General features: G+C 63.9%; 26 protein-coding genes. 10 read left to right on the top strand and 16 right to left on the bottom strand.

Annotated features, from left to right (window positions below; all coding sequences use genetic code 11):
- The first annotated feature begins 16 nt into the window (after positions 1 to 16).
- Genes VIG32_07000 through VIG32_06975 form a run of 6 tightly spaced genes read left to right on the top strand, consistent with a single transcriptional unit; the run spans position 17 to position 6,431 of the window.
- On the top strand, positions 17 to 1,369 hold the full coding sequence (locus VIG32_07000) for an O-acetylhomoserine aminocarboxypropyltransferase/cysteine synthase family protein (protein ID HEY8297755.1): 1,353 nt from the start codon (positions 17 to 19) through the stop codon (positions 1,367 to 1,369).
- Positions 1,366 to 1,848, top strand: a complete 483-nt coding sequence (locus tag VIG32_06995) for a CoA-binding protein (GenBank protein ID HEY8297754.1) — start codon at positions 1,366 to 1,368, stop codon at positions 1,846 to 1,848. Before VIG32_07000 ends, VIG32_06995 begins: the two co-directional genes overlap by 4 nt.
- The gene (locus VIG32_06990; GenBank protein HEY8297753.1) at positions 1,848 to 2,957 is read left to right on the top strand and encodes a hypothetical protein; all 1,110 of its coding nucleotides are present in this window, start codon (positions 1,848 to 1,850) and stop codon (positions 2,955 to 2,957) included. The genes VIG32_06995 and VIG32_06990 overlap by 1 nt, the downstream gene beginning before the upstream one ends.
- Positions 2,954 to 4,174: an acyl-CoA reductase gene (locus tag VIG32_06985; protein HEY8297752.1), complete on the top strand. Its 1,221-nt coding sequence runs from the start codon at positions 2,954 to 2,956 to the stop codon at positions 4,172 to 4,174. The genes VIG32_06990 and VIG32_06985 overlap by 4 nt, the downstream gene beginning before the upstream one ends.
- Positions 4,171 to 5,397, top strand: coding sequence for an aspartate aminotransferase family protein (locus tag VIG32_06980; GenBank protein ID HEY8297751.1), 1,227 nt, complete (start codon positions 4,171 to 4,173; stop codon positions 5,395 to 5,397). The genes VIG32_06985 and VIG32_06980 overlap by 4 nt, the downstream gene beginning before the upstream one ends.
- On the top strand, positions 5,394 to 6,431 hold the full coding sequence (locus VIG32_06975; GenBank protein HEY8297750.1) for a Gfo/Idh/MocA family oxidoreductase: 1,038 nt from the start codon (positions 5,394 to 5,396) through the stop codon (positions 6,429 to 6,431). The genes VIG32_06980 and VIG32_06975 overlap by 4 nt, the downstream gene beginning before the upstream one ends.
- 3 nt (positions 6,432 to 6,434) lie before the next feature.
- Here the strand turns inward: VIG32_06975 and VIG32_06970 are convergent, their stop codons facing one another.
- The 9 genes from VIG32_06970 to glpX are packed head-to-tail and all read right to left on the bottom strand — an operon-like array spanning position 6,435 to position 14,874.
- The gene (locus tag VIG32_06970; GenBank protein ID HEY8297749.1) at positions 6,435 to 8,081 is read right to left on the bottom strand and encodes a S8 family serine peptidase; all 1,647 of its coding nucleotides are present in this window, start codon (positions 8,079 to 8,081) and stop codon (positions 6,435 to 6,437) included.
- Positions 8,082 to 8,134: 53 nt separating this feature from the next.
- On the bottom strand, positions 8,135 to 9,409 hold the full coding sequence (locus VIG32_06965) for a competence/damage-inducible protein A (protein HEY8297748.1): 1,275 nt from the start codon (positions 9,407 to 9,409) through the stop codon (positions 8,135 to 8,137).
- Positions 9,396 to 9,965 (bottom strand): NAD(P)-dependent oxidoreductase, encoded by a 570-nt coding sequence (locus VIG32_06960; protein HEY8297747.1) that lies wholly within the window; start codon positions 9,963 to 9,965, stop codon positions 9,396 to 9,398. Before VIG32_06960 ends, VIG32_06965 begins: the two co-directional genes overlap by 14 nt.
- Positions 9,966 to 9,967: 2 nt before the next feature.
- The gene (locus VIG32_06955; GenBank protein HEY8297746.1) at positions 9,968 to 10,366 is read right to left on the bottom strand and encodes a type II toxin-antitoxin system VapC family toxin; all 399 of its coding nucleotides are present in this window, start codon (positions 10,364 to 10,366) and stop codon (positions 9,968 to 9,970) included.
- A gap of 5 nt (positions 10,367 to 10,371) precedes the next feature.
- A complete protein-coding gene (locus VIG32_06950) occupies positions 10,372 to 10,620 on the bottom strand; it encodes a type II toxin-antitoxin system prevent-host-death family antitoxin (GenBank protein ID HEY8297745.1) in 249 nt (82 codons plus the stop codon).
- 41 nt (positions 10,621 to 10,661) lie between these two features.
- Entirely contained in the window at positions 10,662 to 11,513 is an 852-nt protein-coding gene (locus tag VIG32_06945; GenBank protein ID HEY8297744.1) for an NAD+ synthase, read from the bottom strand.
- Positions 11,497 to 12,441 (bottom strand): nitrilase-related carbon-nitrogen hydrolase, encoded by a 945-nt coding sequence (locus VIG32_06940; protein HEY8297743.1) that lies wholly within the window; start codon positions 12,439 to 12,441, stop codon positions 11,497 to 11,499. The genes VIG32_06945 and VIG32_06940 overlap by 17 nt, the downstream gene beginning before the upstream one ends.
- Positions 12,425 to 13,858: a dihydrolipoyl dehydrogenase gene (locus VIG32_06935; GenBank protein HEY8297742.1), complete on the bottom strand. Its 1,434-nt coding sequence runs from the start codon at positions 13,856 to 13,858 to the stop codon at positions 12,425 to 12,427. Before VIG32_06935 ends, VIG32_06940 begins: the two co-directional genes overlap by 17 nt.
- 41 nt (positions 13,859 to 13,899) lie before the next feature.
- Positions 13,900 to 14,874, bottom strand: coding sequence for a class II fructose-bisphosphatase (gene glpX, locus VIG32_06930; GenBank protein ID HEY8297741.1), 975 nt, complete (start codon positions 14,872 to 14,874; stop codon positions 13,900 to 13,902).
- A gap of 95 nt (positions 14,875 to 14,969) precedes the next feature.
- Here glpX and VIG32_06925 point away from each other — a divergent pair, with 95 nt between their 5' ends.
- Genes VIG32_06925 through VIG32_06915 form a run of 3 tightly spaced genes read left to right on the top strand, consistent with a single transcriptional unit; the run spans position 14,970 to position 18,464 of the window.
- Positions 14,970 to 16,454: a mannosyltransferase family protein gene (locus VIG32_06925; protein HEY8297740.1), complete on the top strand. Its 1,485-nt coding sequence runs from the start codon at positions 14,970 to 14,972 to the stop codon at positions 16,452 to 16,454.
- A complete protein-coding gene (locus VIG32_06920; GenBank protein HEY8297739.1) occupies positions 16,447 to 16,860 on the top strand; it encodes a GtrA family protein in 414 nt (137 codons plus the stop codon). Before VIG32_06925 ends, VIG32_06920 begins: the two co-directional genes overlap by 8 nt.
- A complete protein-coding gene (locus tag VIG32_06915) occupies positions 16,836 to 18,464 on the top strand; it encodes a glycosyltransferase family 39 protein (GenBank protein HEY8297738.1) in 1,629 nt (542 codons plus the stop codon). The genes VIG32_06920 and VIG32_06915 overlap by 25 nt, the downstream gene beginning before the upstream one ends.
- Positions 18,465 to 18,616: 152 nt before the next feature.
- Here VIG32_06915 and VIG32_06910 read toward each other — a convergent pair whose 3' ends face one another.
- The 6 genes from VIG32_06910 to VIG32_06885 all read right to left on the bottom strand — a co-directional run bounded on the left by VIG32_06910 (position 18,617) and on the right by VIG32_06885 (position 24,991).
- A complete protein-coding gene (locus VIG32_06910; GenBank protein ID HEY8297737.1) occupies positions 18,617 to 19,294 on the bottom strand; it encodes a tetratricopeptide repeat protein in 678 nt (225 codons plus the stop codon).
- On the bottom strand, positions 19,291 to 20,121 hold the full coding sequence (locus VIG32_06905; protein ID HEY8297736.1) for a DUF2837 family protein: 831 nt from the start codon (positions 20,119 to 20,121) through the stop codon (positions 19,291 to 19,293). Before VIG32_06905 ends, VIG32_06910 begins: the two co-directional genes overlap by 4 nt.
- A gap of 43 nt (positions 20,122 to 20,164) precedes the next feature.
- Positions 20,165 to 21,421 carry a pitrilysin family protein gene (locus tag VIG32_06900; protein HEY8297735.1) on the bottom strand — a complete coding sequence of 419 codons (1,257 nt, stop codon included), beginning with the start codon at positions 21,419 to 21,421 and terminating at the stop codon, positions 20,165 to 20,167.
- A gap of 98 nt (positions 21,422 to 21,519) precedes the next feature.
- Positions 21,520 to 22,077, bottom strand: a complete 558-nt coding sequence (locus VIG32_06895; protein ID HEY8297734.1) for a hypothetical protein — start codon at positions 22,075 to 22,077, stop codon at positions 21,520 to 21,522.
- A gap of 68 nt (positions 22,078 to 22,145) precedes the next feature.
- A complete protein-coding gene (gene proS / locus VIG32_06890; GenBank protein HEY8297733.1) occupies positions 22,146 to 23,597 on the bottom strand; it encodes a proline--tRNA ligase in 1,452 nt (483 codons plus the stop codon).
- 59 nt (positions 23,598 to 23,656) lie between these two features.
- Entirely contained in the window at positions 23,657 to 24,991 is a 1,335-nt protein-coding gene (locus tag VIG32_06885; protein HEY8297732.1) for a hypothetical protein, read from the bottom strand.
- Positions 24,992 to 25,804: 813 nt separating this feature from the next.
- Between VIG32_06885 and VIG32_06880 the strand changes: the two genes are divergently transcribed.
- On the top strand, positions 25,805 to 26,410 hold the full coding sequence (locus VIG32_06880; protein ID HEY8297731.1) for a cob(I)yrinic acid a,c-diamide adenosyltransferase: 606 nt from the start codon (positions 25,805 to 25,807) through the stop codon (positions 26,408 to 26,410).
- On the opposite strand, the gene VIG32_06875 is transcribed toward VIG32_06880, so the two are convergent.
- Positions 26,407 to 26,878, bottom strand: a 472-nt coding sequence (locus tag VIG32_06875) for an NUDIX hydrolase (protein HEY8297730.1), incomplete at its 5' end; no start/stop codon positions are given. The two genes, VIG32_06880 and VIG32_06875, sit on opposite strands and share 4 nt — an antisense overlap.

Below are 26,878 nucleotides of genomic sequence, written 5' to 3'. Positions count from 1 at the left end.
TGGAGGGAGGCTCGGAATGAGAGAGGTTCGCGTCGAAGAACTCGCCATCATGCAGGATCGTCAGTACGGCTTTTCGACCCGCGCCATTCACGCGGGGACGCCTCCCGACGCGGAAACGGGCTCGCGCGCGGCGCCGATCTACCAAACGGCCGCTTTCGTCTTCGGCTCGACCGAACAAGCCTCCGAACTCTTCGCGCTGCGCAGCTACGGCCACATCTACAGCCGGATCAGCAATCCAACCGTGGCCTCCTTCGAAGAACGCGTCGCGAGCCTCGAGGGCGGATTGGGCGCGATCGCGTTCTCGAGCGGCATCGCCGCGCAACTCGCTGCGGTCCTCTCGCTCTGCCAGGCCGGCGATCACATCGTGAGTTCGCAGAACATCTACGGCGGAACGGTCACGCAGTTCAGCGTTACGCTCAAGCGGCTCGGGATCGAGACGACGTTCGTGCCGGTTACCGATCACGACGCGCTGCGCGACGCGATCACGCCGAAGACGCGCATGCTCTTTGCCGAAACGATCGGCAACCCGTCGGGCACGATCGCCGATCTCGCGGCACTCGCCGAGATCGCGCACGCGGCGGGCGTTCCGCTCGTGGTCGATAACACGTTCGCGTCGCCGTTTCTTTGCCGGCCGATCGAGTACGGCGCCGACATCGTGCTGCACTCCGCGACCAAGTTCATCTCCGGACACGGTACCGTGATCGGCGGCGTGCTCGTCGAGTCCGGAAGGTTTCCGTGGGAAAACGGCCGCTTTCCGCTGCTGGCCGAGCCGAGTCCGGGCTACCACAATAAAGTCTTTACCGAGACGTTCGGCGAGTACGCGTTTTTGATGCGCGCGCGCGCCGAGGTCCTGCGCGACGTCGGCGCGCAGATGTCGCCGATGGATGCGTGGCTGCTCATGATCGGGCTCGAAACGCTGCCGATCCGAATGGAAGCGCACGTGCGGAACGGACGCGCGATCGCGGAGTTTCTGCAAACGCGTCCGGAGGTCGAGTGGGTGAGTTATCCGGGCTTCGCAAGTCATCCGCAGCATCGTTTGGCCGAACGCTATCTTCCGCGCGGCGCCGGGTCGATCTTTACGTTCGGCATTCGCGGCGGCCGCGAAGCGGGGCGCCGCTTTATCGACGGCCTCGATCTTTGGAGTCATCTCGCGAACGTCGGCGATACCAAAAGCTTAGTCATCCATCCCGCATCGACGACGCACTCGCAACTTAGCGACGACGAGATGATCAAGGCCGGCGTCGCGCCGGAATCGGTTCGCCTCTCGGTTGGGTTGGAAGACGTCGCCGATTTGACGTGGGACCTGGATACTGCGCTCGTGCGAGCGTGCGCGCTTCCTCACGTTCACGCGAGTGAGGTGGGGGCGTGATTCTCGATACGGTTTCGGGGCGGCGGGATTTGCTCGATCGCAGCAAGAGCGTTGCGGTGGTGGGGGCGTCGCCCAATCCGCTGCGGCCGAGTTATACGGTCTTCAGTTATCTGCGCACGCAGGGCCGCTTCGCGGTGACGCCGATCAATCCGACGATCTCGCAGATCGACGGCATCGCCGCCTATCCCTCGCTCGCGGCATACGCCGCCGACCGCGGGGCGCCGGATATCGTGGACGTCTTTCGCAAGCCAAGCGAAGTGCTGGAGCTCGTGAAAGAGGCGATCGCCGTCGGCGCCAAAGCGATCTGGTTTCAATACGGCGTTATCAACGACGCAGCGATCGCGCTTGCCGACAAGGCCGGCCTCGACGTCGTCGTCGATCGCTGCATAAAGGTCGAATCCGCTCGGTTCAACGGCGGCCTCTCGACGAGCGGCCTCAATAGCGGCCTCATCACGAGCCGTCGCCGCCCGCGTCCGTAATGTCCTATGCATCCGAGGCGCGCGCGCTCGATACAGAGATCCTTCGCGTCATCGACGCCTGGAGCGCGCACGAGCGATCGCTCGACGACGCCTCGTTCGACGATCTCGCGCTACGCGTCTTCGCGCATCAGCTCGCGCACAACGCCGGCTACGCGCGGTACTGCGCGAGCCTGGGCGTAACCCGCGAACGGCTGCCGCGCACGTGGGAGCAGATCCCGGCCGTGCCGAGCGGCGCGTTCAAAGAAGCCGCGCTCACCACGTTCGATCCGCATCGCGCGGCGCTCGCCTTTACGACCAGCGGCACGACTGCCGGCCTCGGCGGCCGCCACTACATGGAGACGAGCGCGCTCTACGACGCCGCACTGCTGGCCGGATTCGATCGCTACATGCTCGCCGATCGCGCGGCATTGCGCTATCTGAACCTCGTACCGAATCCGGCCGATCGGCCGGACTCCTCGCTTGGCTATATGATGGCCCGCGTCGCCGCCGCGCGCGGCGACGGCCGAACAGGATGGTTCGTACGGGGCGACGATCTTTTCTTCGATGCGTTCGTTGATGCGCTCGACGAAGCGATCGCGCGGGGTGCGGCGGTCTGCATCGCGGCGACGGCGTTCGCGCTCGTTGGAGTGCTCGATCTTTGTGCCCGGCGCCACCAGACGCTCGCGCTGCCCGACGGCTCGCGCATCATGGAGACGGGCGGATTTAAAGGCCGCGCGCGCGTCGTCGAGCGAGACGAACTCTACGATACGGCCGCGCGCCGGTTCGCGGTGCCGCGGGCGGCGATCGTGGCCGAGTATGGGATGACGGAACTCACGAGTCAGTATTACGATTCACTCGAGTCGCGCGCGCAGCCGGTGCGCGTGAAAGTCGCGCCGCCTTGGCTGCGCGCCCGCGTCGTCGGCCCCGACGGTACCAACCTCCCCAAGGGGACCGTCGGCGCGCTGGTGCACGTGGATCTCGCGAACCGCTCGTCGTGCGTCGCGATCGCGACCGAAGATTTGGGAGTCGAGGTCGACGGCGGATTCGTCCTAATCGGGCGCGAGCGCGGCGCCGCCCTGCGCGGATGCTCGCTCGATGCCGAAGAACTGCGCGCGACGGTGCGTCTTTGAGTCTGCGCGAGCTTCCCGCGCGGGCGATCGTGCACGCGATCGCGGACGCCGCGGAGCGCTGGAGCGACGCCGACTTCCCGCCGCGCGTGCGCCTGCTCGACGGCATCGTCGCTCGCACGGGCTACTCATTTCCGGTGGTGGAGTACGCGCTCGACGCGCTCTTTTTCTCGATGACGGTTCCGGCGATCGTCGCGGCAATCGAAAACGAACTCGGATCGCTCGACGCACTCGACGGCTTCGCGCCGCGCAACGGGCGGCCGACGGCCTGGGCGCGCGGCCTCGACCGGATCGGCATCATCTCCAGCCGCACGACGATCGGTGTGGCGTTGGCGCCGGCGATCTTCGCGCTCTGCGCGAAGGCGAACGTGCTCGTAAAAGACCGCGAGGACGGCCTCGTCGCCGCATTTTTCGAAACGCTCGCGCAAGAGCGCGCGGAGTTCCGGCACTCGGCGCAGGCGCGCGGTTGGAACGCGCGCGAGAGCGCCGGCGAACTGCGCGGATTCGATGCGGTCGTCGCGTTCGGACGCGACGCGACGCTCGGCGAGATCCGCGCCGGGCTCGACGCGCAGACGCGCTTTATCGGCTACGGATCGCGCGCGAGCGTGGGGTATATCTCGCGAGAATGGCTCCACGACGAAGCCGGCGCGTGCGAGATCGCGACGCGCGCGGCGCGCGATGTGGTGCTCTACGATACCGAGGGCTGCATGTCGCTGCACGCGCTCTTCGTCGAAACCGGCGCGGCGATCGACCCCACGCACTTCGGCAAACTGCTGGCCGACGGCATCGTGCGATCCGCGATCGAGTTCCCGCTCGGGGCGCGCGAACCCGCAACGGCCGCGGCGATTGCCAACGCCCGCAATCTGGCCGCGTTTCGCGCGAGCGCCGGAACGGGCGCCGTCTTCGCCGACGCGAGCGCGAGTTACGCCGTCTTCGTCGATCCGCCGCTCGGCGACCCGCCGCTCTTTCTGCCGCGAACGCTCGCGATCTACGCGGTGAGCGAACCCGCCGAGGCGCTCGCTTACCTGAACCGGCACGGCATCGCCCTCGAAGCGTTCGCGCTCGCCGGCGAGCGCCCGGAGGTCCTGCGGCTCGCGGTCGATGCCGGGGCAGTTCGCATCGCACGCTTCGGCGAACTGCAACGGCCACCGCTGCACGGCGATCACGGCGGACGTCCGCGGATCGCCGATTTCATCCGATGGATCGATAAAGACCTGTGAACGCACGCAACCGCGACCTGCGCGGCCCACTTCGAGCCTTTGAATCGCACAACGTCACCTACGTTGACGACGTCGTTCCGATTTTCTGGGAGTCGGCCGAGGGCGCAACCGTTACTGACGTCGACGGCAACGTCTATATCGATCTCACCGCCGCCTTTGGCGTCGCAAACACCGGCCACAGCAATCCGTACGTCGCCGCCGCGATCGCCGATCAGGCTTCGCGTTTGATGCACGCCATGGGGGACGTGCATCCCACCGAAGTCAAGACCAAGCTGCTCGAAAAACTCGCGGCCATCGCCCCCGGCGACCTCTCGAAAACGTTTCTCGCATCGACCGGATCGGAGGCGGTCGAGGCCGCATTGAAAACCGCCGTCATCGCAACGGGAAAGGCGGCGTTCGCGGCCTTTCGCGGTGCGTACCACGGTCTTTCGCTTGGCGCGCTCGCCGTATCGGGGATCGAAAAATTCCGTACGCCGTTCGCCGCGCTGATCCCGCAGAGCACGCTCTTCTTCGATTACGGCCAGCCGCTCGAACAAGTTCGCGCGCAACTGCAGGCGCGCACCGATATCGCGGCGATGATCGTCGAACCGCTGCAAGGGCGCGGCGGCTGCGTCGTGCCGCCCAAGGGCTACCTCGCCGGATTGCGCGCGATCTGCGACGAATGCGGCATCTTGCTGATCTTCGACGAAATTTACACGGGCTTCGGACGCACGGGCTATCTGTTCGCATGCTCGCACGACGAAGTCGTGCCGGATATTCTCTGCATCGGCAAGGCGATGGCTAACGGCTTTCCGATCTCGGCAACGATCGCGACGCCGGCCGTTATGGATACGTGGCCGCTCTCGCGCGGGGAAGCGCTCCATACGTCGACGTACCTCGGCAATCCGATGGGCTGCGCCGCGGCGCTGGCAAACGTGCACGAGATCGAACGGTTGGAACTGCCGGCGCGCGCGCGGGAACTCGGCATCGCGCTCGGCGTGCGGCTAGCGCGCCTGCGCGAAAACGGGAAAGCGCGGGCGATTCGCGGGCGCGGTCTCATGTGGGGCATCGTGTTAAACGACGGGGCGGCGGCCGACCGCGCGGTCAAACGCGCGCTGCAGGCCGGCGTCATCGTGCTTCAGGCCGGACCGGAGGGGAACGTTCTCTCGATCACGCCGCCGCTGGTCATCGGCGAGGACGACCTTTTTCGCGCTATCGATATCATCGAGGAGAGCCTTTCATGACGGACAAGCCCTATCGCGTCGGCATCGTGGGAAGCGGGTTCGGGGTGAAAGCGCACCTACCGGCCTTTATCGCGCACCCGCGCTTCGAGGTGGTCGCACTCGCGTCGCCAACGAGCGCCGCGCGCGTCGCTTCCGAGCGGAAGATCCCGCACGCGTTCGCCTCCTGCGCCGAGATGCTCGCCGGCTGCGAATTGGACGTCGTGTCGATCGCATCGCCGCCGTTCACGCATCACGCGGATGTTCTCGCCTCGCTGGCTGCTAACAAGCACGTGCTCTGCGAGAAGCCGTTCGCGCTCACCGTCGCCGAGGCCGAGAGCATGCTAGATGCGTCGCGCAAGGCCGGCACGGCCTGCGGCGTGATGCACGAGTTTCGCTGGATTCCCCAACGCACCGCGATCAAAGAATTGATCGAGAATCGACATCTTCTTCCACTGCGCGAAATTGAGATCACGCAGCTCGCAACCTGGCTGCGCGCCGAGGATACCGACCGCGGCAATTCGTGGTGGTTCGATCGCGCGCGCGGCGGCGGAATGGCGGGTGCGCTGCTCTCGCACCTCATCGATACGTCAAATTGGCTCGCCGATCGTGCACCCGTGCGCAGCACCGGCTACATCCGCACGGCAAACCCGGATCGTCGCGACAAGAACGGCAGCTTTACATCCACGGTGGACGACGGCTGTTTCGCGCTGCTCGACTACGGCGAAGGATTGATCGCTCGTCTGAGCTGCGACGCGACGACCGCCGTCGAGTCGTTCACGCTCTCGGCACATGCCGAAAATCGCACGGCGGTCGCGAGCGGCACCGGCATGACCGACATGCGGCTCTTCGCGGTCGATACCGACGAGACGTCGGAACTCGAGTGCAAACCGTCGCCCTATGCGAAGATGGAGTCGGCCGGCGCGAACGTCCCCTACATCCTGCAGCTGCTCGACGCATTCGTCGCGCAGATCGAAACGGGAACGAGCGCGCTCCCGACCTTCGATGAAGCCGTTGCCACGCAACGGGTCCTCGCCTCGATCGGATTCGGGAGCTAGCGCCTAGGGGTTCGGATCGCCGACGGCGTTGGCCATCGCGCGATAGACGTTCAAGCGGCCGCAGCCCGCTTTTGGATCGGTCAAACGTTGCGCGGTGGCACAGAGTACGTTCTTGACGTTGGCGGCCGGCACGCCGGCGCCGAGTAAAAGCGCCGCCGCGCCCGCCACGTGCGGCGTGGCTTGCGAGGTTCCGGCAAAGAGCGCCCGGCAATCGGTTGGACCGGTGGGGTTGCCGTAATCGGCCGCGCATGTCGCAAAGCTCTTATCGGTGCTCGAGTCGATATTCTCGATCCAGTGCAAGTCGTCGGGATCGTTTGCGACGGGGTCTCCGCCCGGCGCCACGACGCCCCACGCCGTTGGATTGGCCGCGTCGTAATTCGAGTACGATGCAACTTTTTCGACCGGTGCGCTGGCGTTTGAATCGTCGATGGCCGACGCGCCGACGGCGATCACGCCCGGGTCGGCGGCGGGATAGTCGAGCGTCGTGGCCGTTTCATTTCCGGAGGCCGCAACCACGACGACGCCGGCGGCGATCGCGTTTGCGACCGCGTTCTCTTCGGTGGTGTCCTTGCTCCCGCCCAGACTCAGGCTAATGACGCGCGCGCCTTTGCTCACCGCGTCTTGAATTGCGGTGGCAATATCGGGCGTGCTGGCCGAGCAGAGCGGGTCGGTCGATTTCGGCGGGCAACCCGCAGCCGGCGGGTCGGCAAAGACGCGGAAGATCATCAATTGCGCGTTGTAGCCGGTGCTCGCGAATCCGACGCCGTTGCCGTTTTCGCCCGCTGCGATACCCGCAACGTCGGTGCCGTGGCCGTCGTTGTCGTGCATGCTGGGATCGTTCTGCGTCACGACGCCGTTGACGTCGGTTTCGGCGTACACGATTTTATTCTTCAGCTCCGGATGCGTGACGTCCGCGCCCGTATCGATGATGGCGATCTTGATGCCCGTACCGGTTGCATTCGCGTGAATACCCAGCGAGTTCGAACTCGCATTCGCGTAGGCCCAGGCGTTCGCGGCGCACGTCACATGCATATCCCACTGACCGGGCAGGCTCGCCGACTCGTAGAACGGCGGAACGTTCGCCGGCGCGAATCCACGGTAGTAGGGGTCGTTGGTGAACGCAGCCGATGCGTTCGACGACATCAGGTGGCGATAGGCCACGCGGTCGACGCTCTGCACGCCGGGAGCGCTCTTCAATTGTGCGGTCGCCGCGTCGACCTGCGACGGGTCCACGCGAACGATTTGCGTCACTTTGCCGATCGCGGCAAAATCGAACTGCGTTCCGGCCTGCGCGCGCGCGGCCGAGAGCGAAGAACGCATCTGCGAGCGGTCCTGGAGATAGCGCGCGCGGTCGAACGTGACCGCGAGTTCGCCCGGGACGTATCCTTGCGCCGATGCGGTGCCGCGAACCGGATGGCCGCGTAAAACTTCCGGGGAACGCGAACCGGCCGATAAGGTCTGCCGTCCGGCCGATTGCGGAGCGCCGGCCGTGGTGCACGCCGCGAGCACGCCGGGCGGCGGAGGCGGGGGCGGCGTCGGCGTCGATCGCGGACCCATGGGCGGGTTGCCGCCCCCGCTCCCGCCGCCGCACGCGCTCAAAGCAAAACCGACCGCTAGGGATAGGGCGCCGAGACGAACCAGGGACTTCACGATGGCGTTCTCCTCAAAAGATCGCCCGTGGACCCTCGGGCGGTTTTCCTCGTTTACGAATACGTAGAACCCGTTGGTTCCCGTTTATGCAGATAGTTCCACAGCAACCCGAGCGCGGCGGTGGCCGCTCGCGCGGTAATCGCCTCGCGACCGCCGCGCAGTTCATACCGTCGAGCCTTGACCGTTCCGTCGGCCGCAGCGAACCCGATCCAAACCAATCCGACCGGTTTCTCCGGCGTCCCGCCATCGGGGCCCGCTATGCCGGTTGTCGAAATCGCGACGTTCGCGCCCAAACGCGAGCGCGCGCCCGCGGCCATCGCCATCGCCACTTCTTCGCTTACGGCGCCGGCCTTTTCTAGTATCGGCCGTTCGACGCCGAGCAACTGCATTTTCACCGAATTATCATATGCGACCACGCCGCCAACGAAACTCTTCGACGCCCCGGCAACGGCCGTCAACGCCGCGCAGATTGCGCCGCCGGTGCACGATTCGGCCACGGCAACCGTTTGATTGGCCTGCTGCAGCAACGCATGAATCGCTCCGGCGAGAGTCTGCTCGTCGCATCCGTAGACGTGTCCGGCCAAGCGGCTCTCGAGATCGCGCTGCACCGGCGCGATAAGTTCCTCGGCACGTTCGCGCGAGGACGCCTTTGCCATGAGCTTCACGTCGCACCGGTATTGGTGCGCGAGTACGGCGATCTTGGGGTTCTCGAGAGTGCGAAAAAGATCGCCGATGCGGTGATCGATCTCGGACTCGCCGATTCGGATCGTGTGCAGCACGCGCGTGTAGATCGCGTCGCCGACGCCGAAGCGTTCGCGCAGGTACGGAACGAGCGCCTCAGCGAGCATCGGCTTCATCTCCTGCGGAACGCCGGGCATGCTCGCGATGAATTTACCGTCGGCGCGAAACGCGATGAAACCCGGAGCCGTGCCGTTGGGATTGGCGAGCACCCGCGCGCCGCGCGGCAGCAGCGCCTGCTTGCGATTGTTCTCCCGCATGACGCCGCCGCTCTTGGCGAACCACGTCTCAATCGCTTCGAGCGATGTTCGATCGAGTTCCACGTCGAGTCCGAGCGCGTCGCAGACGGCTTCCTTCGTGAGATCGTCGACGGTCGGACCCAGGCCGCCGGTCGTAATCAGGCCATCGGCACGCTCGAGCGCGCTTGCGAGCGTCGCCGCGATGCGCGCGCGGTTATCGCCCACGGTTTGCGTACCATAGACGTCGATGCCCGCGGCCGCGAGCGTCGCCGCGATGTGCGCGGTGTTGGTGTCGACGAGTTGCCCGAGCAACAATTCGGTTCCCACCGCAACGATCTCAACGCTGGGCATCGTCGAACCACTTCGGGTAACGAAACACGATCTCGGCTTCGAACCCTTCGGCCGCCTCGATCATCGCTTGGCGCCGCTTCGGCGATTGCTCGGGCGCCGGATTCTCGCGGCGCACCGCTTCGCGCGATGCCGCCAGCGACTCGATAAAGCCTGCGAACTTCGCGTCCATCACGCGCGCCAGCGCGGCCTTGAGAATCTTCCCAACGCGCGGCGCGAGTCCCGCGGTGGAGATGGCGACGCGCACGGGGCCGGCCTTGACGATCGCCGCCATGGCGACGAAACCGAACGCGGGTTGGTCGATGCAGCAGAGCAGAAACCGATGCCGGTCAGCAAGCGCGCGCAGCCGCGCGGAGAGTTGCTCGTCCTGCGGCGTCGAGATCACGAAGAACGCGTCGATCACGTCCTCATCGCGCAGCGACGCGCCGTCGTAAATCCGTCGCACGTCGGCGCCCGCTTCGAGCAGCGCCTCGCTCTTCTCAATCGCCTCCCGATCGTCCGCCGCCCCAACCACCACGCACGTTCGTCCAACGAGATTAAGACTAACCGGATAAAACACTCTCACAATAACGCAACACCCACAGTGCGAGCCACACGAACAAGTGCTTTATCATCGGTAGCCAGGGGTAGCCCCATGCGTTGAGCCAATCGAAGGTATGCCGAATCGTACGCGGTGAGATTATAGGCACGCGCCAACATTGCGATTTCGCGCGATTCATCGATTCCCGGAGGGCCATCGATGGAGATGGGCAGGTTCATGAGAAATGCGAGTTGGGTATTGCGCTCGTCAACCACTATGCGCTTTGCCGCTTCTGCGCTCACAAATGCGTTGATAACCTCAAGCGGCCAAATGACCGGAACGATCGCCCCGTCGCTCAAGACACCGTCAAGTAGGCGCTCCGAGCGGGACGACGTTTCGTCTTGGAAACACCAGCTAATCGATATCGAGGCATCGACCACGCAACTCAATGGCGACGGCCTCGCGTAACGAGGTCTTTTATTTCTTGCGAGGTCATATTTAACCGTGGACCGTGCGCGTCGCGCCACTCACGAAACAGGCGAACTTGCTCTTCGCGATTCGGCTTGACGCTCGCCGGACTCAGGACGGCAACGGGTATGCCGCGTTTGGTTATCGTTATGCTTTCGCCCGCAGCCACTTCGTCCAAAAGCCGCGGTAGATGCGTTTTGGCCTCGTAGGCGCCAATGGTTTTCACGCGAATGGTCCTCCTTCGACTAGTCTATTGACTAGTCTAGGCTAAAAATCCACGGGGCGCAAGTAGAATTCGTTGATGGCGGTGTTGGTGAGCATGGCCGTGGTGGGGAGATGACGCTTCCAATGGGTGCCGTCGACGCGGCGGCGCACGAGGCGCACGTCTTCGAGCGCGAAGCCGCGTTCGACCAATTGTGCGTCGGTATACCCGACGAGCAATTGCGCGAGGATCGCATCGGCGCGCGCGTACGAGATGCCCAAATCGCCCTCATCGGTCTGGTCGGCCTCCAAATCCGCGCTCGGAGCCTTGGCGACGATCGCTTCGGGCACGCCCAGATACCGTGCGAGGCCCCAGACTTGCGTTTTGAAGAGGTCGCCGAGCGGATTGACCGGCGGCGTGTCGTCGGCATGCCAGGTAAAATAGCCGAGCAGCCGTTCGGTTTTGTTGCCGGTTCCGATCGGCAGCGCGCCCAGCTTCGCCGACTGATCGAAGAGCACGAGCATGCGCGTACGGGCCATCACGTTGCCGCGCCGGCGCGCGTCGGCATCGGGTTCGAATTGCAGATAGCCGTCGACCGCGGCCGAAATCTCGATCGTACGTTCGTGAATTCCGAGCGCGTCGATGACCGACTGCGCGTCGGCCAGGCTGCTCGGGCTCGAGGTCGCGTACGGCATGCGAATCGCGTACACGTTCTGCGCTCCGAGCGCGCGAGCGCAGAGATACGCGGTCACTGCCGAATCCACGCCGCCCGAGAGCCCGATCACCGCGCGCGGAATCGACCGCCGCACGATCAATTCGTCGTGCAGAAATGCTTCGAGCCACTCGGCCGCAACGCGCGCGTTGATCGTAGGCGCGTGCGCGAACTCGTCGCGCGGCGCCTCAACGATCGGCAGCATCTTGCCTCGTCGCGCCGCGGGGAAGCGGCAGCGTTTCGTCGAGAAGCAGATCGGGCAGCACGGCGCTCAAATCGCCGAGCAACGGCAACGAGGCGCGCGCGAGATCGATCTCGCGCGAATCGATCGTCGCCCGCACGATGCACGCGCCGAGCGGCGGCGCCTGCACGACGATGCGTCCGCGCGGATCGATGACGCACGACGATCCCGTCATTCCCTTGCCGCCCTCGAATCCCGCAAGCCCCGCGTAGAGCACGTAAACGCCGTGCTCGGCCGCGATCGCGCAGAGGATCTCGCGCCAGCGCGCGACCGAGGCGAGCTCTTCGCCATCTTCGATCCCACGGCCGGGGGCGGCGCTCGGAACGATCAACAGACGCGCGCCCTTGATCGCGGCGATCGTCGGCATGATGGAATGCCACACGTCCTCGCAGATCAGCAGCGCGGCAGTACCGAAACGCGTGGGAAACGTTCGCAGGCGCCGGCCTCGCGAGAGAAAGCGCTCCTCGTCGAAAACGCCGTACGTCGGCAGGAACATCTTGCGATGATTTCCGATGCACTCGATCGCGCGCTGCGGCCCGAGATGCAGATACACGGCGCTGTTGTAATACGTCCCGCCGTCGTTTTCGTAGTACCCGCAGACGATGTCGACTTCGCGATCGCCGCCGGCGGCAAACCACGCCGCCGAAAGATCCGCCACAAAACGGTCGCGTTCCAAGGCCAATTCGTAGACGGCGCCTTCGAGAAAGTACCCGGTCAGCGCCGCCTCGGGTAAGACCACCAGATCGGGCGGTTCGTCGCCGCCGGCAAGCTGCGCGAAGATCTCGCGCAAGTCGCGCAGGTTTTCCGCGTAGCGGCCCTTCTGCGGTTTCGTCTGGACGATCGCGACGCGAACGCCGGCACTCGCGCGCGCCAAGCTAACCGGCGGTTCCACCGACGGCCACCTCCGGCTCGATCTCGCCCGCAGCCGCCATACCGAGTTTGGCCGCGCACTCCTCGGCCGGATAGGTCCAGATCTCCGCGAGTGTGGGATGCAGGTGGGGAATCTTGATGAATTCTTGCACGGTTGCGTTGTACGACATCGCCACGATCATTTCGTGAATGAGATCGGATCCCCAGGGACCGAGAATCGCCGCACCCAGAATCTTTCCGGAATCGGGGCAGGCCATCACCTTAACGAAGCCCTTGGTCTTGTTCAAACACATCGCCTTGCCGTGCTCGGCGAAGTCGTAGACGCCCTTGACGTAGGCCGTACCGGCCGCCCGCAGCTCGCGCTCGGTCTCGCCGACGACGGCGACCTGCGGTTCGCTAAAGACGGTATGCGTTTTGACCAAATCGTACGTGGCGCGTTCGGCGCCGCCGGTGACGGCGTTGCGCGCGGCGATCTCGCCTTGATAGATCGCAACGTGCACGAGCATGTGCGTTCCCGTAACGTCGCCGATGGCGTACACGTCGGGATTGCAGGTACGCAATCGATCGTCCACCTCGATGCCCGTAATGTGATGGCACGGCACGTTAGCCTTATCGAGATCCAGACCCTCGAAATTCGGCACGCGCCCCAAACAGTAGAGAATCTCGTCGGCGGCTACCTCACCCTCGACGCCATTGGTTTCGCAGTGCACGATCTTTTGGCCGCCGCTCGCGCTCACGCGGACGGCGTGCGTTTGCGTCAGCACCTCGATTCCGTCTTCGCGATAGTACTCGGTCAGCGCGTCGCCGATATCGTCGTCTTCGCCCGAGAGCAAATGCTTGCTGCGCAGCACGATCGTCACCCTCACACCCATGCGCGCGAAGAATTGTCCGAGTTCGCATCCGATGTAGCCGCCGCCAAGCACCACCAGCGACTTCGGCAATTCGCGAAGCTCGAGCGCCCCGTCGCTATCGATGAACCCCGCCTCGCGAAGACCCGGAATCACCGCAGGCGCCACGACGCTGCCGGTCGCGATGATGAAGGTATCGGCCGTGAGAATCGTATCGGCACCCACCCGCACTTCGCGCGGCGAGAGAAAACTCGCAACGCCTTCGTAGAGCGGAAACTTGCGGATGCCTTCGATTCGATAGTCGGCAAACTCGCGGATCAGGCGGTGTTTGCGACGCATGATTTGCTCGAAGTCGATCGAGATTTCGCCGGCCCGCACGCCCAGCTCGGCAGCGTCGCGCATATCGCCCACGGCATCGCTCGAGGCCAGCAGCGCTTTGCTCGGCATACAGCCGCGCAGGATACACAGGCCGCCCAGGGGGCCGTGATCCACGAGCGCGACGTTCGATCCCAGGTCGTGGGCCGTGCGCGCGGCGGCATAGCCGCCGGAGCCGGCGCCGATCACGAGCAAATCGTACTGTACGCGTTTCATCGCATTCTACAACGCCGCCGGCGCGGGAAAGGTTGAGCCCGCTATTTCACATGCGCGGGCCGCGCGCTCATGCGGTGCGTGGATTCGATGAAACGCACGGTGCCGTCGCCTTGGACGAGCACCGAATGCGTTTTCGCGTGGTTCCCGTAGAATCGGACGCCGCGCACGAGATCGCCGTCGGTAATTCCGGTCGCACAGAAGACCAGGTTGTGGCCCTTCACGAGATCGTCGATCGTGTAGATGCGATCGATATCGCCGATGCCCATCGCCCGCGCGCGTTCGATCTCGTGCTCGCTACGCCACTCCAGACGCCCCATGAAATTGCCGCCCAGGCATTTGAGGGCCGCCGCCGCGAGCACGCCCTCGGGCGCGCCGCCGGTGCCCATCGCCACGTGAACGCCCGTTCCGTCGACGGCCGTGGCGATGCACGCGTCCACATCCCCGTCGGAGATCAGCTTGATGCGCGCACCGGCGCGCCGCACCTCATCGATGAGCTGCGCGTGGCGCGGACGATCGAGAATCACCACGGTTACTTCGTTGACCGGTTTATCGAGGGCGTTCGCGACCGCTTGCAGATTGTCTCGCACCGTCGCATCGATGTGCACGTACGGCGCCGCTCGCGGACCGACGGCGAGTTTCTTCATATAGGTATCGGGAGCGTTGAGCAGGCCGCCGCGTTCCGCAATCGCCATGACGGCAATCGAATTGGGGAGGCCGTTGGCTACCAGATTGGTCCCCTCGACCGGATCGACTGCGATATCGACTTCAAAGCCGCCGCGTCCGAGTTGCTCGCCGATAAAGAGCATCGGCGCCTCGTCGCGTTCGCCTTCGCCGATCACGATGCGGCCCGAGATCGCCATCTCGTTGAGTGCTTCGCGCATGCTTTCAACGGCCGCTCCGTCGGCGCTATCGCGCTCGCCGCGACCCATCCACCGCGATGCAGCCAAGGCCGCACTCTCGGTGACCTTCACGAAGTCCAACGTTCCGACCGGGCTCGTCGCCGGCCGTGCGATCACGGTTGCCATGCTCCCCAGGCTACAAGGGAAGCGGATTGATTCCTTTTAACTGCCATTGGGTCGTGTCAGCACAGGTCGATAGCTCTCCCACGCAAATGCGCTTTCCTCACAGCGGCTCGCTTTTTGTGGCCGGTTGGGGTCCGCTCGCGGCCGTCGTGGCGGCCGGGCTAACGCTCGGATTCTTCATCTGGTACGAAATGCTCGTACCCATCCAAAACGCCGCCATCTCCGAAATCGGGCTCCCGGTAAGCGTCGTGCTCGCCGCCGTTCTCGTGGTGTGGGCCTGGACCGCCTACGGCGGATACTTCGCACGGCGCTGCGGCGTGAAACTCGATCGCTCGCTGCAGTACGACGCGCTCACGTGGATCCCGTTCGTATTGCTCTGGCTGTCGTTCGCGCTGCCGATCGCGATCACGCGCGGTGCGGCGCTGGCGGTCGTCTGCGCGGGCATCTTCTTGATCGCGAAGATTCTCATCGCCGCGCGTTTTAACGCGACCGTTCGCGACGTGCTCGTGGACTTCGCCATCACGCGCTTCGCCATCATCGTCATCGCCGAACTCGCCGCGGTAACGATCGGTCAGCGCGCCGGCACGCACGTTGAGGAGTCGCGCCACCTCCTGCTCAACGTTTGGAGCCGCTGGGATGCCGTCCACTATCTCGACATCGCGCATAACGGCTATCACGGCACGGACATGGCATTCTTCCCTCTCTATCCGTACTTGATTCGGCTGCTCGGTCATCCCGCCGGGAACTACCTTATCGCCGGCTTGCTCATTTCGACGACGGCGTTTTTCTTCGGCTTGATCTTCCTCTACAAACTCGTCGAGCACGAGTTCGATCGCACGGTCGCACGGCGCGCGATCTTTTACGTCTCGATCTTTCCGACGGCGGTCTTCTTCTCCGCGGTCTACACCGAAGCGCTCTTCTTCCTGCTGACGGTTGCGTCGTTCTACTATATGCGCGAGCACAAATGGTGGCTGGCCGGGCTCATCGGGCTCTTTGCGGCCATGACGCGCGTCGAGGGCGTGCTGCTGGTGGTTCCGTTTGCGATCGAATGGTACGGCGCGTACCGCAACGACCTGGCTTCCGGCGTGCGCAAACTCTTTTTCATCGCCCTCATTCCGCTCGGACTCGCGCTCTATATGGGCTATCTTTGGGTGCTCAACGGCGACCCGCTCTACTTCTCGCACGTCCAGAGCCACTGGAATCGCCACTTTGCGGCGCCCTGGACCTCGGTCATCGCGACATTCGGAAAGATCGAGCATGCGACCGCGGGTCTGACGGTCGCGCAGCAGTTGCTCGAACTGGTCTTCACCGCGCTGATGATCGGCGTTCTCATCGCCGGCTGGCGCAAACTCAAACCGTCGTATATCGCGTACATGGGACTCTCGATTCTCGTGCCGATGTCGACCTCGAGCCTGATGAGCATGCCCCGCTTCGCGCTCGTGCTCTTCCCGATGTTCGTGATCCTCGCGCTCTGGGGGCGCCGCCCCGGCGCGAACAATGCGATCGTCGCGTTTTCGCTGCCGCTTCTGGGTCTCTTCACCGTTTTGTTCGCAGATTGGTATTGGGTTGCATAATTCGATCGGCGGTCTCGCACAGCGCCGCGGCGTTCGTCAGTTCGTCAAGTTTGGAATCGTCGGCGTCTCGGGTTTGGCGATCAACGCGATCGTCGCGCACATCCTGCACGACCGCGCGCGCTACTCCGATTTTACCGACTTCGCGATCGGGTTCATGGCGGGCGGTTTTTCGAATTACTTCCTCAACCGCATTTGGACGTTTCGTTCCGAGCGCAACGCGCTCGTGGAAGGCGCGCAGTTTCTCACGGTCTCCTTCATCGCGTTGCTCTTCGGCAAATTGATTTTTTGGGTCGCGGCCGAGCAACACTTCGATCACTTCACGACGATCTGGTTTGCCGCTACCGCGGCCGGCGTGTTCGTCAACTTCTTCCTGAATAAATATTGGACGTTCAAGCACGTAAATTGATCCTCGGTTTATCTGCCGCCCTCTGGTGGCGGATCGGCCTGGGCGCGATCCTTCTGTTGGCATTGGCCCTGCGTCTGAAGGGCATCCACGATCCGATTCTCGATCATCCGGGCTGGCGCCAGGGCGACACGGCGTCGATCGCGCGGAACTTCGCGCAGTTGCAGTTCAACCTGCTCTATCCGCAGACGAACTACAACGGGCCGCCGCCCAACTACGTCGAGCTGGAACTGCAGATCGTTCCATTCTTGGCGGCGATCTTCTATAAGATTCTGGGCGTCCACGAGATCTTCGGACGGCTGATCACCATGGCGTTTTCGCTCGGGACCGTTGCCGCTCTCGGATTCTTCGGGCGTTGGCTCTTCACGAGTCCGCTCGCCGGGCTTTTTGCAGCGTTACTCTTCACAATCATGCCGGGAAGTTTCTACTACGGCCGCACGTTCATGCCCGACACGACGATGGTGTTCTTCCTCACCGTAGCGCTGTATGCGATTGCGCGATTGCTGGTGGACGACGAGACGCTGGGCTGGCGCCGGGTCGGCGGTGCAACGGCTCTGCTAGCTCTAGCGTATCTGGCTAAGCCGGTCTCGCTTGCCGCGCTCGTGCCGCTCGCCGCGACGATCGCGCAGCGGCTGCGCGACGGACGCACGATGCGTTGGGCCGGCATCGCCATGCTCGTCGTGGTGCCGCTCGTGCTCTTGTACGCCTACGACAAGGCGGTCGCGGCGCACGCGGAGTGGCACTGGGCGAGCGGTATCACCACGCTGCACGTGATTCCCGCGCTGCGGGCCGCCGCAACCACGACGGCGGGTTTCGCCTTGAAATGGGCGCGCTTTCGTCAGGTTCTCGGCATGCTGACGTGGACGATGCTCGGCCCGGTCTGCACGGCGCTCGGGCTGCTCGGCTTCATCTTCTTTCCGCGCGCCGCACGCTCTCGCGCGCTGCTCTGGGGCTGGCTCGCCGGCGGCCTGCTCTATACGTACGTCGTCGTGACCGTCGAACGCGTGGACTACTACATGTACCTGCTGCTGCCGCTTGCGGCGCTGACGGGAGCCGCATTCCTCGCACGCGTCGCTTGCGCGTTCGCCGCCAGTGCGCTCGCGCGTCCCTACAAGGTTGGGGCCGCACTCGCCGGCGTGCTCTTACTCGCACTCGCGGTGGAGCAGAATCGCGCGATCGCGAAGCCGTATTACGCCTACTCAAAGAGCGTCTATCGCAATGCAATCGCGCTCGATCGGACGCTGGCTCCGAACGCGTTGATCGTGATGGGTCACTACGATCCCTCGATTTTATACTACATTCATCGCTACGGATGGGAAGAGGATCCGTATCTTTGGACGCCCTTCGACGAACAGAGCGCGATTCGCAAGGGCGCGCGTTACTTCGTCGACATCGAGAAGAACCGCTTCAGTCGCAACGTCGAACTCTGCGCGTGGATGGCGCGTTTCCCGGTCATAAATCCTAACGCGCAATGGATCGTGTACGAGACCGATCCGCAGAAGGTTCTACCCGGTGCCGAAGCCCAATGGCGCGCGTTCCGCAACGCCGAAAAAGCCGGCCATGCCCGGGCGTGGCTCGAGCGCCACCACCTCTGCCTTCCGTCCTAACAAGCCCCATGCTTCGACAAGCTCATGCTTCGACAAGCTCATGCTTCGACAGGCTCAGCATGACAAAAGAAGAAGAACGCCCCCCCTTTGTCATCCTGAGCTTGTCGAAGGACGAGCCCGTCCGAAGGACGAGCCTGTCGAAGGACGATGCGTTAGGGTAGCGGGAGCAGCGAGGCCGACGAGGCGTTTTTGGTGGAGAGCGCTTGGGCTTGCGGGGCGCCCGATTCTACGAGTTGACGATAGGCGATGAGCCGGTTCGTGTTCTTGGCGATGTCGAGCTGCATTTCGTAGGACTGCTCGATCGCGCTCGTCAAATCGTTCGTATCGTACGTGTAATTGAATCGGTGGATGCTGCGCAAAATGAGCTTGTTCTGCTCGTTGAGCGTCGCGTACGATTTCTGAATCTGCTCGCCGGCCGTGGTGTAGGTCGGGTAATTCGAGATCACGATCTCACGCTTGAGGTTCGCCTCGGCGATCGCCGATCGGAGTCCTTGTATGCGGACGCTCGAAGGGTCGTACTTCGCGGCCGCGTTAAGCGTTGCAAGGGCGTCGTCGAAGTTTCCGCGCCGGTAATCCGAACTCGCGATATCGATCGAAACGGCCGTAAATCCGGTCCTCGCTCGCTGGTCGGCCGGATCGACGCGAAGCGCCAAGCGGTAGGCGAGCGCGGCTTCGTGCAGGTTTCCGCGCACGAGCGCGGAGGCACCCTGATTCACGCGGGTATTGACGATCCAGCGCTGCACCGGTCCGGCGCAGCCGGCGCTTGAGAGGAGCACCGCGCCCAGGCACGCGAGTTTGGCCAGGTGTGAGATTCGCATAAGCCGTTTCATCGTATGTGCGTGAAGAAATGTGCGACGAGCTCGATCACCTTCGCCGACGGCCACAGAATCAACTGCGATAAGATGGTTCCGGCGATCGCGGTCAGGGCCAGATAGAAGACCATCGACCGAACGTGCTCGACCGGCCGGACGCCGCGTACGGCCTCGTCGGTGATCATCGAGGACGTTGGATCGACGAAGAGGGTGAACGCTACCGTTCCGACACCGTTGATGATTCCAGAGAGCCCTAGCGCCGTGCGTGCCGAGTCGATGTCCAGCAAGCTCGCATAGTACGAGGAGACGACGCCGATCGAGTATGCCGCCGTGATGAGCACGTTGAAAATCAACATGCGTTTGGGCAGCGCCGTCGAGGAAAACGTGCGCATGATGCTCAGGCTCGGAAAGCGATTGGCGCCGACGGCATCGCGGATCACGGCCGGATCGGCGAGCCGGAAGAGCGAGTGCGGAATGGAGCCGCGCTTCTCGAACGACTTGACGCCGCGCTTAAAGAGATAGATGAACATCGGCAAAAAGAGCGCGAAGACGATCATGCCGAGCGTGCCGGCGAACACGATGAGCCGCAGTTGCCAAAGCGTGGTTCCCAGCAACGCGTCGAACGCTGCCGCGTTGTGAGTCGCGTGCAGCACGGCCGCTCGTTTGGCCGCCCCGTCGGTCAACGGGCCCACGGTGATGCCGGAAAAAATGTTCGCCAAGCGCCCGAACGTTACGAACAAGTTGAAAAGCGAGATCGAGGTCGCGATCCGGCCGGTTAGAACGCCGGAAAGACGCGCCGCGTAGGCGCCGATGGTGACGCCCTGCACGATGAACGTAATGAGCATCGCGCCCACGAGTTCCCACGACCAGAATCCGGCCGCGACGTGATTATGCAGCGCTTCTATTCCAATCGACGGCCGACTCGTCGACCGGCCCGAGCACGCAGAGGCCGAGCTGCTCTTCGGCGAGCACCTCTTGCGCGAGCGCTCGGATGTCGTCCGCGGTTACGGCGTCGATCTTCGCCTCGATCTCCTCGGTCGTCACTTGGCGCCCGAGCGAGAACTCGCTACGGCCCAAACGAATCATCCGGCTCGACGTGCTCTCGAGCGCGAGCGTCAAGTTGCCTTTGATGTGTTCCTTCGCGAGTTTCAGTTCGCCGTCGGCGACGAGATGTTCGCGCAGCAGGGCGAACTGCTCGCCGATCACGTTTACGCATTCGCGCACGCTCTCCGCCGACGTGCCCGCATAGACGCCGAAGAGTCCGGTCGCTCGATACGCCGCTTGGAACGAGTACACGGTGTACACGAGGCCGCGCTTTTCGCGAATCTCTTGGAAGAGACGGCTGCTCATTCCGCCGCCCAAGATCGTGTCGAGAACGCTTAAACCATACCGGCGTTCGTCGCGAACCGAGAGACCGCGCGCGCCCATAACGACGTAGGCTTGTTCGCTTTCCTTGAATTTGAAGAGCCCCGCCGGCGTCGCCTTGGGGGCGTCGGGAACGGGAAGCGCGCAGGATCCCTCGAAGGCGGCGAATTTCGCACGCATGAGTTCGACGATCGCGTCGTGATCCACGTTTCCGGCCGCCGCGACCACGACCGAATTCGGTGCGTAATGCTTGCGCATGTGTTCGCGCAGATCGCCCGGCGTCACGCGCATGACCGTATCGGCGAAGCCGATCGTCGGCGCGCCGAGATCGCTTCCGCGCCACATGGTCTGCGTGAAGAGGTCGTGAATCATCTCGTCGGGCGAGTCGTCGTACATCTTGATCTCTTCGAGGACGACCTTCTGCTCCTTGGCCAGCTCCTGCGGATCGAACTGCGAATGCAGAAACATATCGGTGAGCACGTCGATGGCCAGCGGTACGTGATGATCGATGACCTTGGCGTAGTAGCAGGTCGACTCTTTATCGGTGAAAGCATTGAGGTTGCCGCCCACGCCGTCCATCTCTTCGGCGATCTGCCGCGACGTTCGCGTCTGCGTGCCTTTGAAGAGCATGTGTTCGACCAAATGCGAGATGCCGCGCTGCTCGGGGCGTTCCGCCGCCGACCCGACATCCGCCCAAATCCCAATCGAGGCCGAGCGAAATGCCGGCATGGCCTCCGTCACCACGCGCACGCCGTTCGGAAGCGTCGTCTTCTTGTACATTTTAAAGGCGCTCCGCCCTGGGCTCCGCTATTGCGGCGCGTCTTGATGTGGTGCTGACTTGGGCGCTTCCCGAGGGCTCGCTTGAATGATGTGGCATCTTAGTGTCCTTTAAAAGCGGTGCGGGCCCAGTCCTCGTCGAGGAAGATGCCTTGGTGCGCGTGGAGGCGCCGGGCGAGGGCTGCGGGCGTTTCGCCGCGCCGGACGCTTAGCGTAAAGACCGTTCGGCTCGAAGGCTTGGCGAGGTCGCCCGAAACGACGATCCCTTTGCCCACCGAGAGCGGGACCGTGGTCCAGAGATCGACCTCTTCCACTGGGGCGGTGCGGAACGTTTGCCCGACCAGCGCCTCAACTTCATCGAAGAACTGCCTCGCCGAGAGCCGTTGGTGGAACTTCACGCCCGAGAGGACCAGACCCGCGACGCGGTGGGAGTCGATTCCGTCCGCGTGCACCTTGAGCACTTGGGCCGGCCACTCGCTTGCGAAGATTGTCTTGCCGATTGCGATCGCCAACGCTTTTTCGTTGCCCTCCGCGCGCGAATCGGCATCCAGCGTTGCGACCGAGGGCGACGCGGCCGGCACGTGCAGCGCCTGCGCGTGCGCCTGCAACGGAAGCAACAGCACGACCAAAACGAGCGCGTGCTTCGACAAGCTCAGCATGACAAAAGAAAAGACGCGGTTACCGCTTGTCATCCTGAGCCTGTCGAAGGACGGCGAGTTGCCGCACGTTAGTATGATTGGGCAAAGTAGGCTTGTACTCGGGCCGGTTCGCCGCAGGCAACGCAGGATGCGTTTGCGCTTTTGAGCGGGCGGGTGTTGCGGGTGGTCGCGCCGGTTTCGGCCTTGACGTGCGCCTCGCATTCGGCGCGTTCGCACCACGGGATGTCGATCATGCCCGCGCGGTCCTTGCAGAGCGTGTAGAACGTTTCGCGATCGTCCACCTTATAGGTGTGACCGTTGAGGAAATGCTGCGCTTGTTCGTAGAGCGAGGCGTGCACCGCATCGAGCAGTTCGCCGACGGTCTCGCCGAGCCGCTCGAAGGGAACCACAGTCTTCGCTCCGTCCTCTCCCTTGGTTTTGTCGCGGCGCACGACCATGACGCTGCCCGACTCTAAATCGCGCGGACCGATTTCGATGCGCAAGGGTACGCCGCGCATCTCCCATTCGCTGTATTTCCACCCCGGGGAATAGTCGCGATCGTCCACGCGTACGCGCCGGCCCTGCGTGCGCAATTGTTTCGCAAGCTCGTGCGCCTTCTGCACGGCCGCATCGTTGCCGCCCTTCACGATCGGTACGAAGACCGCTTCGAGCGGCGCGATCTTTGGCGGCAGCCGCAGGCCGCGGTCGTCGCCGTGCACCATGATCAGCGCGCCGAGCATGCGCCACGACATCCCCCATGAGGTGGTGTGCACGTGTTTGGTCTGCTGGTCGACGTCCGCGAACGTGATGTCGTAGGCCTTGCTGAAATTTTGTCCGAGATCGTGCGAGGTCGCCGACTGCAGCGCCTTACCGTCGGGCATCAGCGCTTCGATCGAATAGGTCTCGATCGCGCCCGGGAAGCGCTCGCTCGCGCTCTTCGCGCCGGCGTACGTCGGCACGGCCGCCACGTTCTCCGCAAACTCTTTGTAGACGTCGAGCATGCGCAGCGTCTCTTCGCGGGCTTCTTGCGCGGTGGCGTGCGCGGTGTGGCCTTCTTGCCATAGGAACTCCATCGTGCGCAGGAACGGACGCGTCGCCTTCTCCCAGCGCACGACGTTGGCCCACTGATTGATGAGCACCGGCAAGTCGCGGTGCGACTGAATCCACTGTGCGTACATCGTACCGATGATCACTTCGGATGTCGGGCGAATCGCCAGCCGTTCGGTAAGTTTCTCTTGACCGCCATGGGTGACCCAGGCGACTTCGGGAGCGAAGCCTTCGACGTGCTCCGCCTCTTTGGCGAGCAGATGCTCCGGGATCAGCAGCGGAAAGTAGGCGTTCTCGTGCCCCGTTGCTTTAAATCGTTCGTCCAGATGCTTCTGAAGGTTCTCCCACATCCCGAATCCGTACGGCCGCAGAACGACGCACCCGCGAACCGGCGAGTACGAAACCAACTCGGCCTTGATGCAGACGGCGGTGTACCATGCGGAGAGATCGTCCGCCTTGCGCGGGATCTCTTTGACCAACAGTGCTTCGGACATGACCGGCCCCGATTCGGAGAAACCCCGAAGCGAGCCTCCTTGTCGCGGCGCCGAGTGCGTCAGCGAGTGAGGGTGATCAGGCTGGCCGAACCCGGCGCGACCGCAATCGGATTGCCCTGCGCCGGGCTCGGTGCGGAGATGGACACGCCCGATTTCGCCCGGAGCGACGAAGCCGTGAGAGTTCGAACCGTTGCGGTATCCAGACCGGTGCCCGAGATGCTGACCGCCGCCGCATCCCGCGCGTCGGGGTTTACGACCGTCACCAGAATGCTTCCGTCGTCGCGGCGCACGGCGTAGGCGCGCACGTTCGGGTGACTGCCGCCCAATTGCAGCGGCACGATGCGCGCGCCGGCGGACGGTGCGAAAAATTGGAGTCCGTAATAGAGCGGGCGCGAACTGAAATTGCCGTTTCCATCCGGCCGTTCGAAGAGCGGCGTGTTCGCGCCCGTGCCGCCGGCCGCAACGTTGATACCGGCGCCGGCCGCAGCCCCCACCCGATGCGCGAAATCGAGTCCCCAGAGTGCCGCGGCGAACGTGTCGGTTACGCCGGACTTTCCGTCGCCGGAGGTCGGCCTGCATGCCGCCAGACGATAGGGCGTGCGCGCCGCCAGCGCGGCGTCGCGCAGGCTCGAGAGCGTGTGCTCGAGCCGATCGTCGTCGTGCCCGTGCAGCAGCCGGTCGATCGTGACGCTCGAATCGGCGGGCGCACCCATCCGATCGTATCCCGCGGTTAGAAGCGCGATGTGCGTTCGCGCGTCGTGCGCGAACGGAACGGTCCAATCGTCGGTGTTCGCCGTAACCGACGGTCCCGCGAAGCGCGCGTTCCGAACGCGCGAGCGAATCGCGGTGCTAAACGTCACGAACTCATCGAGATACGCGCGATATCCGTAGTCCGACGCGCGCGTGCCGTTGGCTGCATACCGCTCGGGCTCGTTGCCGATCTCGAACGCCAGCAGACGATCGCCGAGCGCGCGCGCCGCGTCTTCGGCCTGTCCCACCGCTTCGGGCGGGTTCGACGCGCCCAGGTTCAGGCCGAGCAATACCGGCCAACCCGTCGCGCGCGAAAACGCGGCGAGGTTGCGCAGATCGTCGACGGCGTACACGATTCGATCGACGCTCTTTCCGCCGATACGCAACACGCCGGGGCCGAGACCGCGCACGAATCCGATCAGTTCGTCGTTCTGCGCGCTGAAGTACTGGCTCCCGGTGACGTTTGAGGCTTCAAAGCTCAAGCCCATGAAGTTTGCGGGCACCCGGTGCGACGGGCGGCTTGCGTCGATCGCGATCGAGGCGTCGAGCGATTGGGCGCGCGCGGATCCCGGCAAAAGCAGCGTCGCCGAAAGTGCCGCGCCGCTCGCCAAGAAAGCGCGCCGGTCGAATCGTACGTCGTTCATGGCCGTAGTACGTTCGCGAGGCAGCCGAAGGTTCCGGGGCGCAACGACAGACGGTTTAGGGTGGGGCCAAGCAACCAGATCGGTTCCGATTGGCCGCGATGTGCTGGGATGCGCACGTGGGAGATCAAAGTAAAGCCGCTTGGTTCGCGTCGCGCCTGCGACTCAGCACGCGCCTAAGTCACTTTTAAATCGCGATCGTTCATCCGCTCTAAGTTTGTGTATTACCGCCTTTCGCACTCCAGAAACCTCAACGAAGCCGTAAAGCAAGACGTCCCCTCGTTTAAGGTCGCCGTAATTGATGCCCGTGACGATAATCGAGTGCGGATTGTATGGCTTTAAACAGAGCGCGCCTTCTCTCACAACCACAACCACCATGCCTGGCTTCCAGCTATGCACTTCGTCGACGAGCAGTAGCGCCTCTGGCGCATTCGTAAACGTTCCGCGAGAAATATACTTAAACGAGTCCATGTTTTTTGGAGTCGTTCTGGTGGCCGATGAGTGGAGCGAGTGGCGATTCCGCGCGGAACACGAGATCGTCACGACGGCCATCAGGCAAAGCGCAATTCCATACAAACGACGAATCGCGGTCACCAGTAAAGTGCCCCTTGCCACGTTGCGTTCGTGATAGTCGTCTGACCGCGTGGAGGAAGCCCGCAATCAGCGCCACTACTGAGCACCGAACGGTCAATCTCGAGACGACAGGACCCAGTAATCGGGGTACGTCGCAAAATCGCCAATGACCGAGTCACGTCGTCAGACCGTAGCTTCGCGAGGCGGCCGAAGGTTCCGGGGCGCAACGACGAAGGAGTCGGCATGCCGAAATTCACGCGAATCTACACGCGCACCGGCGACGACGGGACCACCGGACTCGTCGGCGGTCAGCGCGTCAAGAAAAACAGCCTGCGTCTGGAGAGTTACGGCACGATCGACGAACTCTCGAGCGCGATCGGCGCCGCGCGATCGGCATTGCGCCCCGTGCTCGGCGCACACGCGCGCGCCGCGCGCCTCGACGCATGGCTCGCCTGGACGCAGGACGCGCTGTTCAACTTGGGCGCCGAACTCGCCACGTTGCCGGCGAATCGCTGGGCGAACATGCCGCTGATCGCTGCGAGCGATGCCCTGGCGCTCGAACGCGCGATCGACGAGGCGCAAGCCGGCCTTCCGCCGCTGCACAACTTCATCCATCCCGGCGGATCGGCGCCCGGCGCGTTGCTTCATCTCGCGCGCACGATCTGCCGCCGCGCGGAGCGATTGATGGTAACGCTGCGCGATGAGGAACCCGACGTTTCCGCCGAAACGGTGCGATTCATCAATCGGCTCTCGGACGCGCTCTTCGTGTGGTCGCGCGCGATCAATCGCGAATTGGACGAGCCCGAGCATTTGTGGGTTGCCTCCACGCAACCGCCCGAACCTCTCTAAGCTTTCTCGCGGCGCAACGCGCCCGAACGCCACGCATAGCGTAGCAGCGCAGCAACCGTAACCGCATCGTTGATCTGTCCCGAAGCCGCCGCCGCGAATGCGAGTTCTTCGGGCATTCGAACGAGTTCGATCGTCTCGACGTCTTCGAGTTCCGTATCGACGTGCTCGATGCCGCGCGCGAGAAAGAGTGAGATCGGTTCGCGCACGATCGACGGAATCTCGTAGAGGATGCCGAGCGATTCCCAGTGCGCGGCGACGATGCCGAGTTCTTCGCGCAACTCGCGCTGCGCGCACGCCTGCGCGCTCTCGCCGCCGTGCGCTCCGCCCTTGACGACCTCGACCGCGATCGCATCCACGGCGAATCGCGGTTGACGCGCGAAGAGCAGGTCGCCGCCGTCGGCCACGATCGCGGCCGATGCCGGGGGCGTAACGACGAGCCCGTGTTCGCCCGTCGCGCCGCTGGGATGA

It is taken from the genome of Candidatus Baltobacteraceae bacterium (genome assembly GCA_036559195.1).
Lineage (GTDB): Bacteria > Vulcanimicrobiota > Vulcanimicrobiia > Vulcanimicrobiales > Vulcanimicrobiaceae > JALYTZ01.
This window is presented reverse-complemented; position numbering and strand designations above follow the sequence as displayed.

Excerpts from the sequence above, each read along its gene's own strand:
- VIG32_06900 (HEY8297735.1), bottom strand. The coding sequence starts at position 21,421 with ATGTACAAGAAGACGACGCTTCCGAACGGCGTGCGCGTGGTGACGGAG.
- proS (HEY8297733.1), bottom strand. The coding sequence starts at position 23,597 with ATGTCCGAAGCACTGTTGGTCAAAGAGATCCCGCGCAAGGCGGACGAT.
- VIG32_06945 (HEY8297744.1), bottom strand. The coding sequence starts at position 11,513 with ATGCTGCCGATCGTTGAGGCGCCGCGCGACGAGTTCGCGCACGCGCCT.
- VIG32_06990 (HEY8297753.1), top strand. The coding sequence starts at position 1,848 with ATGTCCTATGCATCCGAGGCGCGCGCGCTCGATACAGAGATCCTTCGC.
- VIG32_06975 (HEY8297750.1), top strand. The coding sequence starts at position 5,394 with ATGACGGACAAGCCCTATCGCGTCGGCATCGTGGGAAGCGGGTTCGGG.
- VIG32_06965 (HEY8297748.1), bottom strand. The coding sequence starts at position 9,409 with ATGCCCAGCGTTGAGATCGTTGCGGTGGGAACCGAATTGTTGCTCGGG.
- VIG32_06905 (HEY8297736.1), bottom strand. The coding sequence starts at position 20,121 with ATGCTCATTACGTTCATCGTGCAGGGCGTCACCATCGGCGCCTACGCG.
- VIG32_06885 (HEY8297732.1), bottom strand. The coding sequence starts at position 24,991 with ATGAACGACGTACGATTCGACCGGCGCGCTTTCTTGGCGAGCGGCGCG.
- VIG32_06880 (HEY8297731.1), top strand. The coding sequence starts at position 25,805 with ATGCCGAAATTCACGCGAATCTACACGCGCACCGGCGACGACGGGACC.
- VIG32_06925 (HEY8297740.1), top strand. The coding sequence starts at position 14,970 with ATGCGCTTTCCTCACAGCGGCTCGCTTTTTGTGGCCGGTTGGGGTCCG.
- VIG32_06895 (HEY8297734.1), bottom strand. The coding sequence starts at position 22,077 with ATGCTGAGCTTGTCGAAGCACGCGCTCGTTTTGGTCGTGCTGTTGCTT.
- VIG32_07000 (HEY8297755.1), top strand. The coding sequence starts at position 17 with ATGAGAGAGGTTCGCGTCGAAGAACTCGCCATCATGCAGGATCGTCAG.
- VIG32_06935 (HEY8297742.1), bottom strand. The coding sequence starts at position 13,858 with ATGAAACGCGTACAGTACGATTTGCTCGTGATCGGCGCCGGCTCCGGC.
- VIG32_06910 (HEY8297737.1), bottom strand. The coding sequence starts at position 19,294 with ATGAAACGGCTTATGCGAATCTCACACCTGGCCAAACTCGCGTGCCTG.